The 15170-nt window shown below is 69.4% G+C and carries 9 protein-coding genes and 1 pseudogene; 4 read left to right on the forward strand and 6 right to left on the reverse strand.

Annotated elements, in window-relative coordinates; all coding sequences use genetic code 11:
• Positions 1 to 18: 18 nt before the first annotated feature.
• A complete protein-coding gene (locus AB0950_RS18635) occupies positions 19 to 1104 on the reverse strand; it encodes a substrate-binding domain-containing protein (RefSeq protein WP_366779065.1) in 1086 nt (361 codons plus the stop codon).
• 420 nt (positions 1105 to 1524) lie between these two features.
• Positions 1525 to 2493 (reverse strand): hypothetical protein, encoded by a 969-nt coding sequence (locus AB0950_RS18640; protein ID WP_360572020.1) that lies wholly within the window; start codon positions 2491 to 2493, stop codon positions 1525 to 1527.
• Between the two features lie 524 nt (positions 2494 to 3017).
• Between AB0950_RS18640 and AB0950_RS18645 the strand changes: the two genes are divergently transcribed.
• Positions 3018 to 5417 (forward strand): RICIN domain-containing protein, encoded by a 2400-nt coding sequence (locus AB0950_RS18645; protein ID WP_366778968.1) that lies wholly within the window; start codon positions 3018 to 3020, stop codon positions 5415 to 5417.
• Between the two features lie 113 nt (positions 5418 to 5530).
• Here AB0950_RS18645 and AB0950_RS18650 read toward each other — a convergent pair.
• Positions 5531 to 5712 (reverse strand): annotated as a pseudogene (locus AB0950_RS18650) (diguanylate cyclase); the annotation flags it as partial.
• A gap of 340 nt (positions 5713 to 6052) precedes the next feature.
• On the opposite strand from AB0950_RS18650, the gene AB0950_RS18655 reads away from it, so the two are divergent.
• From AB0950_RS18655 to AB0950_RS18665, 3 genes are all read left to right on the forward strand, one after another.
• A complete protein-coding gene (locus AB0950_RS18655) occupies positions 6053 to 10123 on the forward strand; it encodes a beta-galactosidase (protein WP_366778969.1) in 4071 nt (1356 codons plus the stop codon).
• Positions 10124 to 10252: 129 nt separating this feature from the next.
• The gene (locus AB0950_RS18660) at positions 10253 to 11155 is read left to right on the forward strand and encodes an NAD-dependent protein deacetylase (protein ID WP_366778970.1); all 903 of its coding nucleotides are present in this window, start codon (positions 10253 to 10255) and stop codon (positions 11153 to 11155) included.
• 18 nt (positions 11156 to 11173) lie between these two features.
• Complete coding sequence (locus tag AB0950_RS18665) at positions 11174 to 11743, forward strand: DUF488 domain-containing protein (RefSeq protein WP_360158409.1); 570 nt, start codon at positions 11174 to 11176, stop codon at positions 11741 to 11743.
• Between the two features lie 54 nt (positions 11744 to 11797).
• Here the strand turns inward: AB0950_RS18665 and AB0950_RS18670 are convergent, their stop codons facing one another.
• From AB0950_RS18670 to AB0950_RS18680, 3 genes are all read right to left on the reverse strand, one after another.
• Positions 11798 to 12280, reverse strand: a complete 483-nt coding sequence (locus AB0950_RS18670) for a cupin domain-containing protein (RefSeq protein WP_366778971.1) — start codon at positions 12278 to 12280, stop codon at positions 11798 to 11800.
• A 14-nt stretch (positions 12281 to 12294) separates the two neighbouring features.
• Positions 12295 to 13215, reverse strand: a complete 921-nt coding sequence (locus AB0950_RS18675; RefSeq protein ID WP_366778972.1) for an NADP-dependent oxidoreductase — start codon at positions 13213 to 13215, stop codon at positions 12295 to 12297.
• A 144-nt stretch (positions 13216 to 13359) separates the two neighbouring features.
• On the reverse strand, positions 13360 to 14763 hold the full coding sequence (locus AB0950_RS18680; RefSeq protein WP_366778973.1) for an MFS transporter: 1404 nt from the start codon (positions 14761 to 14763) through the stop codon (positions 13360 to 13362).
• Positions 14764 to 15170: the final 407 nt, after the last annotated feature.

Below are 15170 nucleotides of genomic sequence, written 5' to 3' on the forward strand. Positions count from 1 at the left end.
CCGCGCGGAAGCCGGAGGCTACTTCAGGCCGATTTCGGCGCAGCTCGCCTCGTACTCCGGGGTGCAGATTTCTGCGACAGAGTAGACACCGTCCGCGACCACCGTGCTTTTGACGTTGGCCTTCGTGAGTGCCACCACCGGCAAGAGCAGCGCGGGAATCTTCTTCGTCGTCGGGCTGTGGACGGTGTCGCGAGTGAGCGCGTCGAACTGGATGTCCTTGCCCTGGACCTTGTCCACCGCGATCTGTGCGGCGCCGTCGGCCTCGTCCAGGAACGACTTGTACACGGTCATGTACTGTTCGCCCGAAACGATCCGCTGCACGGCGTCCAGATTTGCGTCCTGCCCGGTCACCGGTGGCATCTCGGTGACGCCGGCCTTCTTCAGCTGGTCGATGACGGCACCCGCCATGCCGTCGTTCGCCGAGTAGACGGCGGCGATGTTGTTCACCCCGATCGACCGGATCGCGTCCTTCATGTTCGCCTTGGCCACTGCGGGCGACCACTTGGCGGTGTCGTACTGCTTGGCGATCCGGACGTCGCCCTGGAGTTCGCCGAGGGCGCCCTTTTTGAACTGTGCCGTGTTCGGGTCGGCGGGGTCGCCGTTCATCATGACGATCTTGCTGTGCGCAGCCTTGGAGCCGAGTGCCTGGACGATGGCGCGGCCCTGCACCTGGCCGACGAGCTCGTTGTCGTGCGAGACGTAAGCGTCGATCGGCCCCTGGGCAAGACGGTCATAGGCGATGACCGGTATACCCGCCTCTTCGGCCTTCTGTACGTCCGGTGCGATGGCTCTGGCATCCACCGGGTCCACCACGATGACGTCGACCTTCTCGTGCACCATCTGCTGGAACTGTCGAGCCTGCGTGGTCGTACTCGCCTCGGCGTTGGCGTAGAGGACCTTTCCCTTGCCGTGTGTGAGGGAAGCGACCTCCTTTTTGAAGATGGGGTAGTCGGACTTCTCGAAGCGTGCCGTGTTCTTGTCGGGGAGAAGCAGGCCCACCGAGACGTCGTCCCCCTTCTTCGATGATGCCGAACTGCCGCTCCCGACGACAGTGCCGGTTACGCCGCATGCGGTGAGTGCGAGGGCCGACGTGGAGGCGGCCAGGACGACCGCGACATGACACGCGGCGGTCCTGTGGTTCGTAGGGGTGTTCACATCACGTGCCTTCCGAGACGGGGATCACGGCAACCCAAGCACGGAAGCAAACACGGCAACGTCAGCGGAGTCCAACGTCTAGGGATAACACGGCAGTTCCACACGTGACCGTCACATCTCCGCCTGCTGAACGGCCGTAGAAGTGTTCCTGCATGTCGGGGGTAACGCTGACGGGGAACGGGCCCGCGAGGCATCGGCCTTCGCCGCTCTCGCGGTAGTGGGAGTCCTCACCTCGGTGCTGGGCAGGGAGCGACCGCCGCACCGTGCTCGGGCAGCCGGCCACCTGGCAGCTGGGGACTGCTGGTCAGCGAGTTGGTCACCCTTGTCGTCCGGCGCGGCGCCGCTCATCGGCCAGTGCGCCCTCGGGGCTCAGGAACCCGCTTCGTTGTATGCGCCCGCGGCCTCCTTGCCGTAGTACGGGTGGTACTCGTAGTCGCCGGCCCCGATGCTGATGTTGCCGATCTGCATGCCGGTGCCGTTGCCGGTGTCGAAGCGGGCCAGGAAGGGGCCGCCGCTGGAGCCGCCCGTCTGCACGCAGTCGATCCCCCAGATGCCGCCGCCGGCGTGCCCGCTCTGGAAGACCTCCGTTCCGGCGCACCAGTTCATCTGCTCGCCGCCTCCCTCGGCCGCGGAGCCGCCGTAACCGAACGAGTACACGTACTGTCCGGGCGTCTGGTCGAAGCCGATGCCCTCGCCGCCCACCGTGTCCACCAGCCTGCGGCCGTTCACCGTGCCGACCGTGGCGAAGGCCGCGTCCCAGGCCGCGTCCGAGTCGCCGATGCGCTGCGGTTCCCAGTGCAGCGACGTCGCGGCGAAGGTGCCGAAGGGGCGGTTGCCGTGGTCGTAACCGGGGATGAAGACCCAGTTCGTGTACGCGGTGCCGTCCGTGTCCACGACGCAGTGGCCCGCCGTGGCCACCACGGACTTGTTGCCGCTGTTCACCGCGTCGCCACTGCAGGCGTACGTGCCGCCGTTCTTCGGGTTGGTGAAGAAGACTTTGCCTGCGGTGGTGGAGATCAGGCCGCCACCGGTCCAGCGCTGCGGTGCGGAGGCCGCGATGTGCGCCGTATGGCCGACACGGTCGCGGGCCCGGTCGGTTCTGGGCATCGCCGCCGGAACGGAGAAGGGCTTGGCGAGGTGGCCGGGTGTGCCGACGGCACTGCCGTGCCGCCCGGCGGCCGTGGGAGCCGCCGCGTCGAGGTCGACGGCGTGCGCCAGGCGGTCGGGGGTCCAGAACTTCAGGGCTGCGGCCTGCTGTACGGCGCTGACGCGCGCCGATGAGGCGGGAGCCTGGCTGGCGGAGGCCTGGGGGGCGGCCAGCGCAACGGACGCGATCACTGCTGCGAGGGCGGCCAAATGCCCTCCACGAAGCGTTGACAACGTTTACCTCCTGGGACTCCGACAACGTTGTCGGAGAAATGTGGGGGCCGATTCGCGAAGGCGTGCGCGGCGGGCTGGCCGGCCAACGGCGACCGGGCCACGCGAAGTCGCGCCCTCGGCGAGCCGGGCGGTGTGCAGGATCATCGAGATGAGAGCATGGTCATGTCAATACTTGGTCTGGTCCTTTGACCCCAGAACGCGTCACTGACTGAAAACCACTGCACCCGTCGACCGCCTCAGCACCACGGTGTTGGGCGCTGGAGACGGCCAACAGCCTGTTGCCATACGCAGGTTCACCGATGCAGTCGGCACCGCACCGCGGCTCTGGACAGACGGACCCGGCCGTGCTGTCATGCCTACGCCACGCTTCTTCCAACGTTGTACGCAACGCCGCAACGGTGCACCGCGAACCGGGAGGAGACCTCAAAGCCATACCCACACCACCACCCGGCCCCGCGAACGCCGGAAGGCAGGTCGACCGTATGTCCCTCAGCAGAAGAACGATCCTCGGTGCGGGCGCCCTGGGGCTGGGTGCCTCGGCGCTCGGCATGCCGTTCGCCCCTGCCGCGCAGGCGGCGCCCGGCCCGAGCGCCGCGGGCCCGGTGCCCGACCGCTTCGAGAAGCTTCCCCCTGGCAGCGTCACCGCGCGCGGCTGGCTGGCCGGCCAGCTCAGGCTCCAACTCGGCGGTCTGTGCGGCCAGTACGAGCGCATATCCCATTTCCTCGACTTCTCCTCCTCCGGCTGGGTGCACCCCGAGAACGGCGCTTGGGAAGAAGTGCCGTACTGGCTGCGCGGCTACCTGCCGCTGGCGATCGCCACCGGCGACAAGACCGCGCTGGCACGCTCGCGCACCTGGGTCGACGCGATCCTGGCGACCCAGGACAGCGACGGCTTCTTCGGGCCTCGCGCCCTGCGCACTTCGCTGAACGGGGGCCCCGACTTCTGGCCCTTCCTGCCGCTGCTGCAGGCCCTCCGCACCCATGAGGAGTATTCCGGGGACCAGCGCGTGCTGCCGTTCATCACCCGCTTCCTGCACTTCATGAACGCGCAGGGGCCGGGCGCCTTCGACTCCAGCTGGGTTTCCTACCGTTGGGGCGACGGCCTCGATGTCGTCACCTGGCTGTACCGCCGCACCACGGAGAGCTTTCTGCTCGACCTGGCCGCCAAGATGCACGCCTACGGCGTCGACTGGACGGGCCCGACACCGACCCGCCACAACGTCAACATCGCCCAGGGGTTCCGGGAGCCCGCCCAGTACGCACAGCTGGCCGGGTCTGCCGACCTCGTCCAGGCGACCTATCGCGCCTACGACGCCGTCATAGGCGTGTACGGCCGGTTCCCGGGCGGCGGGATGGCCGGTGACGAGAACTACCGGCCCGGGTTCGGTGACCCCCGGCAGGGCTTCGAGACGTGCGGCATCGTCGAGTTCATGGCCAGCCACGAACTGCTCACCCGGATCACCGGCGACCCCGTGTGGGCCGACCGCTGCGAGGAACTGGCCTTCAACATGCTGCCGGCCGCCCTCGACCCCGAAGGAAAGTCGACCCACTACATCACCAGCGCCAACAGCATCGACCTGGACAACCGGCCCAAGACGCAAGGGCAGTTCCAGAACGGCTTCGCCATGCAGGCGTTCCAGGCCGGCGTCGACCAGTACCGGTGCTGCCCGCACAACTACGGCATGGGCTGGCCGTACTTCACGGAGGAACTCTGGCTCGCCTCTCCCGACAAGGGCCTGGCCGCCGCCATGTACGCCCCGAGCACGGTCCGAGCCCAGGTCGGCCACGGCACGACGGTGACGCTCACCGAGGAGACCGGCTACCCCTTCACGGACACGGTCACCCTGACCCTGTCCACGCCCCGTCCCGTGTCCTTTCCGCTGCGGATGCGGGTGCCCGGCTGGTGCACGGATCCTGAACTACGGGTGAACGGCACACCGGTCCCCGTCCAGGGCGGCCCCTCCTGGGCTCGCGTCCAGCGCACCTGGAAGGACGGCGACGTCGTCCTGCTGCGGCTGCCTCACCACGCCCGGCTTCGGCAGTGGCCCGACCAGCACCACGCCGTCAGTGTCGACCGGGGCCCGCTGACCTACTCCCTCCAGATCGGCGAACGCTACGACCGCTACGCGGGAGACGACGCCTTCCCCTCCTACGAGGTCCACGCGACGACACCGTGGAACTACGGCCTCCTCGCGGACACGGAGCTCAGTGTCACCCAGGTCGCCGGCGACGTACCGGACCAGCCCTTCACGCACGACGCCACGCCGCTGCGCATCTCCGCCCGGGCCCGGCGGATCCCCGAGTGGATCGCGGACGACGAGCACGTCGTCGCCCCGCTCCAGGACGGGCCCGCCGCGAGCGACTCCCCGGTGGAGACGGTCTCTCTCGTCCCGATGGGCGCGGCACGGCTGCGCATCACCTCCTTCCCCGTGGTGGCGGCCGACGGCCGCAGGTGGGTCCCGGAGCCGCCCTTCCGCAGGATCCTCAACAAGAACAGCGGCAAGGTCCTCGCCGTGGACGGCATGTCGACCGAGAACAGCGCACGTGTCGTCCAGTTCGACAACACCGGAACCGGTGATCACGCCTGGCAGCTCGTCGACAAGGGCGACGGCTGGTACCTGATCCGCAACGGAAACAGCGGCAAGGTGCTCGGCGTGGACCGCATGTCGACCGAGAACAGCGCAATCGTCGTGCAGTACGAGGACAACGGCACGGGCGACCATCTGTGGAGCCTGGTGGAGGACGGCACCGGCTGGTACCGCATCCGCAACAAGAACAGCGGCAAGGTGCTCGGCGTCGACCGCATGTCGACCGAGAACAGCGCGCAGGTGGTGCAGTACGACGACAACGGCACCGCCGACCACCTGTGGCAGTTCCTCTGACCGACGCGCCGGGGCCGGCCTGTGGGCGGTCACCGTCCGGCACCGGCCGCGCCGTCGTTGGTTGCAGCATCCTCGCACGCCGACCGGCTGTGCCGCGCGGACTCGTATGCAGACGGCTTGGACCGGATGCCCTCGGTGAAAGTGGCGAAGATGCGCCGCTTGAAGTTGCGGGCGGGGGTGCAGGGCGCCGATGTCCTGGCGGTCCCTGTCGGAGATGTCCGCATACCCCGATACCGAGGACGTCGTACTCGACACCTGCGGTGACGAGCGCGACTTCCGGTTCCATGAACTCGGGGGGCACCCAATTTCCTGCACATCACGGTGCGCGCCGTGTCCTCCCGCCCGTTCCGTGCCGTTCGACAACGTAACCACTGACGTCTCGTCAACCCCGCCCAGCGCTACGGCTTGCAGGCCGGCCTCTGTCGTCTCGACTGTTTCGTCCCGCCCCATTGTGGTGAGGCTTGTGGCGCTTTACTGTTCGACTTTGCCTGAGTCTGTTTGGTGCTGATTACTCAGTCCTTATGGAGGCCGCAGTGCGGAGTCATCGGATCGGCCCAGAGGTGGAAAGACCCGGTCGCCCTCGCCGACGGAGTGCGCTCCTCGCGGCAGCGGCGACGATCGCCCTCGTCACGGGCATGACGGCGCCCGCTGCGGCACAGGACGCCGGCGGGCGGGCATCCGCCGCCGCGTCGGCCGCCAGTCCGCAGGCGCACACGGTGAGCATCGACGGCTACTCGTTCCTCGTCGACGGCAAGCGCACCTACCTCTGGTCCGGCGAGTTCCACTACTTCCGGCTCCCCAGTCCGGACCTGTGGCGCGACATCTTCCAGAAGATGAAGGCCGCCGGGTTCAACGCCACCTCGCTGTACTTCGACTGGGGATACCACTCGCCGAAGCCGGGCGTGTACGACTTCAGCGGCGTGCGTGACGTCGACAAGCTGCTCGACATGGCCCAGGAGGCCGGGCTGTACGTCATCGCGCGCCCGGCGCCGTACATCAACGCGGAGGTCGACGGCGGCGGCCTGCCCGGCTGGATGACCACCAAGGCCGGGCACAACCGCAGTGACGACCCGCAGTTCCTGGAGTACGCGGACGAGTGGCTGACCCAGATCGACCGGATCATCGCCCGCCACCAGCTGACCAACGGCACCGGGTCGGTCATCGCCTACCAAGTCGAGAACGAGTACTACAACGGCTCGGCCGCCGGCCGCTCCTACATGAAGCACCTGGAGGACAAGGCCCGCGCCGACGGCATCACGGTCCCGCTGACCGGCAACAACAACGGCACCTTCAACTCCGGTACCGGCGCCCTGGACGTGGACGGACCGGACTCCTACCCGCAGGGCTTCAACTGCTCGAACCCCTCGAAGTGGAACGGCGTCCCGGACATCAGTTACGACCACCCGGCCGGCAAGCCGCTGTACTCGCCCGAGTTCCAGGGCGGCGCCTTCGACCCCTGGGGCGGACCCGGCTACGACAAGTGCGCCCAGCTCATCAACGACCGGTTCGCCAACGTCTTCTACAAGCAGAACATAGCCGTCGGCGCCACCGCGCAGAGCTTCTACATGACCTACGGCGGCACCAACTGGGGCTGGCTGGGCATGCCGGAGAACTACACGTCGTACGACTACGGAGCCGCGATCCGCGAGAACCGCCAGCTCGATCCGAAGTACTACGAGGACAAGCTGATCGGCTACTTCACGCAGTCGGTCGCCCCGCTGACCAAGACCGAGGCGATCAGGGCCGTACCGCCGGACGACTCCTCGGTCGTCGACACCGCGCGGATGAACCCCGACACCAAGACGCAGTTCCACGTCCTGCGGCACGGCAACTCCACGTCCACGGCGGTCGACAAGACCCACATCTCGCTCGACTTCAACGCCCAGCCGTCCGCGGACACCACCTACACCTGGGACGACCCCGACTCCGCGCTGCAGTACGCCGGTTCGTGGTCGCACGTGGCCGACCAGAGCTACACCGGCGGCGACTACAAGCACACCGAGTCGTTCTCCAACAAGGCCGGCGACTCGGTCACCGTCCCCTTCGACGGCACCGCGATCCGCTGGATCGGTTCCAAGACCGACAACCACGGCTACGCCGACGTCTATCTCGACGGCACCAAGGTGACGACGGTCGACGACTCCGGCGGCGAGAGCCAGGCGGTGATCTTCCAGAAGACCGGTCTGACGCCCGGCGCGCACACGCTGAAGATCGTCGTCAACGGGAATCACAGCTCGGGGTCCACGGACGACTACGTGTCCATCGACGCCATCGACGTGCCGACGGCCGAGACAGCGACGCCGACCTACCCGGTGGTACCGCAGCAGCCCGGGACCGCGATCACGCTCGACGGGCGCGACTCGCACGTGATCGTGGCGAACTACCGGCTCGGGGACTCGCAGCTGCAGTACTCGACGTCGGAGATCATGACCCAGGCGACCATCGGCAACCGGGACGTCGCCGTGCTCTACGGCGACTCGGACAGCGACGGCGAGACCGTGCTGCGCTACTCCTCCAGGCCCACCGTGACCAGCAGCGGCGGCACGGTCACGACCACGTGGGACGCGGCCACCGGTGACCTTCGGCTCAACTACACGCACAAGGGCCTGATCCGCATCGGCATCACCGGCGGCGGATCGCACCCGCTGCTGCTGCTCGCCGGCGACAAGGCGACGGCGGAGACCTTCTGGCGTCAGGACACGGCGACCGGCCCGGTGCTCGTGCGCGGCTCCCACCTGCTGCGGACGGCGACCAGCGCGGACGGCGGCCACACCGTGGCGCTCAGCGGCGACAACGCCGACGACAAGAACATCGAGGTGTTCACCTCCGCCGACCACGTCACCTGGAACGGCAGGGCAGTGGACACCCGGGCCACCGGCACAAGGAGCCTCACCGGGACGATCCCGGTGGCCGCGCCGATCCACCTGCCGACGCTGACGGACTGGAAGCACGCCGAGGAGTCCCCGGAAGCGGCCCCCGGTTTCGACGACTCCGGCTGGCAGGTGGCCGACAAGACGACCACCAACAGCGTCTCCGGCGTCAACTCGCTGCCGGTGCTCTACGCGGACGACTACGGGTTCCACACCGGCAACACCTGGTACCGCGGCCGCTTCCGCGCCACCGGCAAGGAGACCGGCGTCCACCTGGTCTCGGATTCCGGCGGAAAGGCGCAGGCGTTCTCCGCCTGGCTCAACGGCACGTTCCTGGGCAGCTCCACCACAGGCAGCGCCGACTTCGCCTTCCCGGCCGGTTCGGTGAAGTCCAAGGGGGACAACGTCGTCTCCGTGCTCACCGTGAACATGGGGCACGAGGAGGACTACAACTCGACCAACGGCAACAAGACCGCGCGCGGCCTGACCAGCGCCTCCCTCGTCGGGGCGCCGCTGACCACCGTCACCTGGCGGTTGCAGGGCGTACGGGGCGGCGAGGACCTGCAGGACCCGGTGCGCGGACCGCTCTCGACGGGCGGCCTGTACGGCGAGCGAGCCGGCTGGTCCCTGCCGGGCTACCCGGACGGCACCTGGAACCAGGTGTCGCTGCCGACGACCGACACCCGCCCCGGGGTCTCCTGGTACCGCACCGACGCCGGCCTGGACCTGCCGCACGGCCAGGACACCTCGCTCGGGCTGACGTTCACCGACGACCCGTCACGCAAGTACCGTGCCACGATCTTCGTGAACGGATGGCAGGTCGGCAACTACGTCAACTACCTCGGCCCGCAGCACACCTTCCCGGTCCCCAACGGAATCCTGCACCCGAACGGCCGGAACACCATCGCCATCGCCGTGTGGAACCTGGACGGCAGCACCGGCGGGCTCGGCAAGGTCTCGCTCGTCGACTACGGCAGCTACGCCTCGTCCCTGCACGTCGCGCAGAACGACAGCCCCGGCTACGACCACCACAAGTACGCCATGCCGAAGCGCCCGGGAGCGGATGTCACCCTGGACGTGCCGGACACCGCACAGTCAGGACGGTCCTTCACGGCCGAGGCGACGGTCCAGGTGCCGAAGGACCGGCCGTCTGCATCCCGGCTGACGGCCTCGCTCTCCACGCCCGACGGCTGGAGCGCGCATGCCACGAGCCCCACGTCGGTCAAGCGCCTGCAACCGGGCGCATCGGCCACCTTCACCTGGGTGGTCCAGCCGCCGACCGGAACGCTGCCATCCGCCTCCGCGCTCACCGCCACGGTGCACTACCTGCAGAACGGACGCCGGTCCGCCGACGCTGACGAGCGCATCGTCGGCGGGATCCCACCGGCTCCGCCGGCCGGGAAAAGCGCCCTGAGCGATCTGCCGTTCCTGTCGTCCACCAACGGGTGGGGTCCGGTCGAGCGCGACACCAGTGTCGGCGAGCAGGCCGCCGGGGACGGCCGTCCGATCAGCATCGCCGGCGTCGGTTACGCCAAGGGCCTCGGCACCAACTCGGTCAGCGACGTCGAGTTGTACCTCGGCGGGCAGTGCTCGCGGTTGACAGCGGACGTCGGCGTCGACGACGAGACAGGCGGTGCCGGCACGGTGACCTTCTCCGTGATCGCCGACGGCAAGACCTTGGTGACCACACCGACGATCCGCGGCAAACAGGCCGCACTGCCGATCGACGTCGACGTCAGCGGCGCCCAGGTCGTCGACCTCAAGGTCGGAGACGCCGACGACGGCAACGGCAACGACCACGGCGACTGGGCGAAGCCGACACTGACGTGTGGTTAGACCCGGAAAGCGAGCTCCTTACCGCAAGGGCGACGCCGGGCGGCTTCTTGGACAGCCCGCGGCGGGGGTCGGGGACGCCGGGATCGGGCCCCGTTCCTCGCCGCCTCCCTCGTTCCGTACCCTGGGCGCATGCGCATGCGCCCCACCCTGAGCTGGACCCCTACGGAGGCCCTGCCGCCGGGCACCACGGATCTGGAGCCGGTCGCCGAGGTGCTGAGCACCGGAGGTGTCCTGGTCCTCAGTGGGGCGGGCATTTCCACGGAGTCGGGCATCCCCGACTACCGGGGCGAGGGCGGGAGCCTGGGCCGGCACACTCCGATGACGTACCAGGAGTTCACCGCGAGCGCCCGGGCCCGACGCCGGTACTGGGCGCGCAGCCACCTCGGCTGGCGCACCTTCGGCCGTGCCCGCCCCAACGCCGGGCACCGGGCGGTGGCCGCGTTCGGGAGGCACGGTCTGCTCTCGGGGCTGATCACCCAGAACGTCGACGGCCTGCACCAGGCCGCCGGCAGTGAGGGTGTCGTGGAGCTCCACGGAAGCCTGGGCCGGGTCGTCTGCCTCTCCTGCGGCGACTCCAGCCCCCGCAGTGAACTCGCCCGGCGGCTGGAGGAGGCCAACGCGGGCTTCGAGCCGGTGGCCGCCGGGATCAACCCGGACGGTGACGCCGACCTCACGGACGAACAGGTCGGGGATTTCCGTGTGATGCCCTGCGCGATCTGTGGCGGCATCCTCAAGCCGGACGTGGTCTTCTTCGGCGAAGCCGTTCCGCCTCAGCGGGTCGAGCACTGCCGCGAGCTCGTCCGTGAGGCGGCGTCGCTGCTGGTCCTGGGTTCCTCGCTGACGGTGATGTCCGGGCTCCGGTTCGTCCGCCAGGCGGCCCAGGCCGACAAGCCGGTCGTGATCGTCAACCGGGACCCCACCCGGGGAGACCGGCATGCCCTCACTCGGGTCGCGCTCCCCCTCGGAACCTCCCTCACGACCGTGGCCGCCCGGCTGGGCATCACTGTCGATGCCATCCCCGGCAAGGACTGACCTGGGCGAGGCGGCAGGATGGCGAACCGTGTCTGTACCGTGGGGCACTCGACGCGCGACTTCGGCGAGATGCTGGAGATGCTGCGGAACAACGAGATCACCTGCCTGGTCGACGTCCGTTCCTTCCCGTCGTCCCGGAAGTTCCCGCAGTGGAACCAAGCCGCGATCACCGACGCGCTGCCTCCCGACATCGCATACCGGTGGATTCCGAAGCTCGGCGGCCGGCGGCACACTCCCGGGGGCGTGCCGAGCGAGAACGGCGCATGGCGGGTCAAGGCCTTCCGTGACTATGCCGACTACATGGCCGGTGATGAGTTCGCGGAGGGCCTTGACGAGCTGCTCGAGCTGGCCGAGCGGGAACGGCCGGCGATCATGTGCAGCGAGGCGGTTCCCTGGCGCTGCCATCGCAGGCTGATCTCCGACGCGTTGATCGCCGCCGGGGTGGAGGTCGTGCACATCATGTCGATCACGACCGCGAAGCCCGCGGTCCTGGACAGGCACGCGCGGGTCCGGCACGGGCACCTGACCTACCCACCCGAGCCCGACCCCTCGTCATCTCCGAATGAGCCTCATCGGCGACGTCCGTGACACGGTCCTCGCCGTCCCGGCTGGTTCCGTCGCCGCCCGCCGCGTTGCTGCGGGCTACGACGCCGGGTCGTCGACCTTGAGCCTTGCTCCGGTGTTGGAGACGAAGACGACCAGGAGCTTGGCCCGTTCGGTCCGGCTGGTGTTCTCGGTGAGGACGTGGTGGGCGCCCGGCGGCTCGACCCAGTTGTCGCCCTGGTGGTAGGTGGTCACGGGCTTCCCGGCGAGTTGACTGCGCACGGTGCCCTGGAGGACGTAGGCGTAGACGAATGCCTGGCCGTGCCGGTGCGGCATCGCGCGTGCGTGGGGTGGGAAGTCGACGATCACCGAGGTGAACGTCTTGCCCCTCACATTCGGAAGGGCCTGCTGGAGCAGCGGCTTGAGGGTTTCGGTGGGGCGTGTCGACGCCATGGCCGCAGGAGACGCCGCGGCCGCGGTCGTCCCTTCGGTGTGGGCGGGCTGGTCCGAGGTCGAGCAGGCCGTGGCCGCGGCCAGCGTGGTGACGGCCAGCAAGCCCCCGGCGAATCGCATTCCGATCATGATCGGTCTCCTGTTCAGTCTTCCGTGACGCGGATGATCGTCTTGCCCGGGCTGTGCGTGCCGGGCGCGAAGGCGGAGGGTGCTTCGGCGAGCGGCCGCACAGCGCCGACGGCCGGCTTGAGCCGGCCGTCCCTCACCCGCGCGGCGAGATCGGTGAGCCGGGCGCGGTCGGGTTCGACGACGAAGAAGACGGCCCGCCCGTCCTTGGGCCGGACCTTGGGCGGCATGACGATGGTGACGAGCGTGCCGCCCGGGCGGACCAGGGCGGCCGAGCGGTCGAGGATGTCGCCGCCGATCACGTCGAACACGACGTCGGCCTCGCCGGCGTCCTCCAGCTTCTCGTTGTCCAGGTCGATGAAGGTGTCGACGCCGAGTGCGAGTGCCCTGTCCCGGTCGGAGGCCCGCCCGGTGCCGATGACGCGGGCGCCGGCCTCGTGGGCGAGCTGTACCGCGATCGAGCCGACGCCGCCGGCGGCACCATGGATCAGGACCGTCTGGCCTGTGGTGAGGCGGCCGTGGTCGAACAGCCCCTGCCAGGCGGTCAGCCCCGAGATCGGCAGCGCGGCGGCCACGGTGTGGCCGATGTCCGCCGGCAGCGGAGCGAGGTTGCGGGCCTCCACCGCGGTGTACTCGGCGAGCGTGCCGTTACGGGCCCAGTCGGCCAGGCCGAACACCCGCTGTCCGACGCTCAGGCCGGTGGTGCCGTACCCCAGCTCGGCGACGACACCGGACAGCTCGTGCCCGGGCACGCTCGGCGTCCGGTCGCGGCCGGCGCGGTCGGTCCACGTGGCGGGCCAGTCCAGCTCGCCACGGGTGAAGCCGGCGGCGTGCACCCGCACGATGACGTCGTTCTCGGCCGCATGGGGGTAGGGCATGTCCGTCAGCGACATCCCGGCAAGGCCGGCGTTACGGTCCCGCACAGTAATGGCTTGCATAGAGGTCCTTACGGCGGAGGGGATGCGAGCGCACAACCCGTTCGCGGGCAGGGCTCGTATCGACTGCAGGTGGATGTATGCCGTGCTGCACGCTCGATCTCACCTCCTGCCCTCCGCCTGTGACCGCTCAGACGCGCGGCCTGTTCACGGCGCCACGTCCTCCAGCCGCTGTCCGCTCGTCTCCTCCGCGCCCGCCGCCGCCATGACCGATCCGGCGAGGGCCACTACAGCCAGGGTCACGAAGACGGTGCCGAGCGCGCCGTCCGCGTAGACCGCGCCGACCACGATCGGGCCGAGGATGACGCCGACGCGGTTGAGGGCGCCGCCGACGCTCGCTCCCAGGGCACGCATGCGGGTGGGGAACAGTTCGGGGGTGTACAGGTACAGGCAGATGTTCGCGCCGAAGAGGAAGACGCTCCCCAGCGAGGTCCAGATCAGCACGCCCGTTGCGGAGCCGGCGGAGAGGAGGCCGAGGAGCAGCAGGACGGCGGCGGAAGCGCCCAGGGACCAGATGAGCGTGCGGCGGCGGCCGGCGCGGTCGACGGTCAGGGCCACGGCGAGGCAGCCGACCAGCCCCGCGCAGGACGTCACGGTGGAGTAGCCGAGCGCGGTGGACAGGCCCAGGTGGAAGTGGGTGCGGTAGATGGTGGGCAGCCAGGACGTGATGCCGTAGTTGACGAAGTAGCCGGCGAACCACAGGACGCCCACGACCAGGGTGCGCTTGCGGTAGCGGCCGGAGAGGAGTTCGCGCAGGCCGCCCTTGCCCGCGGTCCGGTGCGTGACAGGGGCCGAGGGTACGGGTTCGGGGAGCGGGCCGCCGGTGATCTTCTCGACCTTCTTCTCGATCGCGGCCATGGTGTCGAGGGCCTGCTCGTGACGTCCGTGGTCGGCGAGCCAGCGCGGCGACTCGGGCACGTATCGGGCGACGACGAGGCACAGCACGCCGGGGATCGCGGCGAGCCCGAACATCCAGCGCCAGCCGAACAGTGGCACCAGCCACGAGGCGAGCAGCGCGCACGCCGTCAGACCGGCCGGGAACACCAGCTCGTACAGCAGGACGAAGCGCCCCCGCTGGTGGGTGCGGGTGATCTCGGCGATGAAGGTGGCCGCGACCGGCACCTCACCGCCGATGGCCAGTCCCTGGACGAACCGGGCGGCCATGAACGGTGCCGGTGAGGTGCACAGGGTGAGCGCCAGGTTGCACAGGCTGGACACGGCGATGCAGACCGCGATGACCTTCACCCGGCCCACGCGGTCGGCCAGGCGGCCGGACAGCAGCGCGCCGGCGAGCATGCCCACCGAGCCGACGGTCATCAGGGCGGTGGTCTGCCCGGTGCCGAGGTGCCACGCGGCGCGCAGCTGGGGCAGGGCATAGGCGATGAGGAGCTGGTCGAAGGCTTCGAAGAAGGTCACCGCGCCGATGACGAGGCGGACGGTGACGTGCCAGCGGCACAGGGGCAGGCGCTCGAAGCGGGCGCCGATGGCGGCGGCGAGCGCCGCGCTGTCCGGGTGGCGGCCCGCGGCGGCATGAGGGGCGTCGATCGTCATAGAGGGGTCCTCCGGCTCCCGCGCGGTGTGTCGGGGACGAGCAGGGTGCGCGCGGGAGGGTTCGGGCCGTGCGGGGCGGGGCCGGGCCGGCCCAGCGTACGCGTGGCGGTGAGGGACGGGGTGGGGACGGCGGTGGGGACGGAGGCCCGGGTTGCGCCGGCAGAACTGGCTGCCGGCCCGATCGGACCGACCCTTATCAGTAAGGGCTGAATCTCTTAGTGCTTAGGTTCTATCCCCTGCACGTCGGGGGTCGTCAAGGGTTGGGCGTCAGCCGGGAGGAAAAAGTTGCCGGGCGCCACCCCTTGCGGCGCATATATTTAAGCCCTTAGATTTCGAGCACTTCGTCATTGCGGCTCCCGGCCCATGAGCCGGCCGCCTGCGGAGGTTTCCCGTACCCACCCCTGTCC

Origin of the sequence: Streptomyces sp. NPDC007189, assembly GCF_040703635.1 — a bacterium.
In the GTDB taxonomy this organism is placed as follows: Bacteria; Actinomycetota; Actinomycetes; order Streptomycetales; family Streptomycetaceae; genus Streptomyces.

Excerpts from the sequence above, each read along its gene's own strand:
- AB0950_RS18645 (WP_366778968.1), top strand. The coding sequence starts at position 3,018 with ATGTCCCTCAGCAGAAGAACGATCCTCGGTGCGGGCGCCCTGGGGCTG.
- AB0950_RS18655 (WP_366778969.1), top strand. The coding sequence starts at position 6,053 with ATGACGGCGCCCGCTGCGGCACAGGACGCCGGCGGGCGGGCATCCGCC.
- AB0950_RS18660 (WP_366778970.1), top strand. The coding sequence starts at position 10,253 with ATGCGCATGCGCCCCACCCTGAGCTGGACCCCTACGGAGGCCCTGCCG.
- AB0950_RS18665 (WP_360158409.1), top strand. The coding sequence starts at position 11,174 with ATGGCGAACCGTGTCTGTACCGTGGGGCACTCGACGCGCGACTTCGGC.
- AB0950_RS18670 (WP_366778971.1), bottom strand. The coding sequence starts at position 12,280 with ATGATCGGAATGCGATTCGCCGGGGGCTTGCTGGCCGTCACCACGCTG.
- AB0950_RS18675 (WP_366778972.1), bottom strand. The coding sequence starts at position 13,215 with ATGCAAGCCATTACTGTGCGGGACCGTAACGCCGGCCTTGCCGGGATG.
- AB0950_RS18680 (WP_366778973.1), bottom strand. The coding sequence starts at position 14,763 with ATGACGATCGACGCCCCTCATGCCGCCGCGGGCCGCCACCCGGACAGC.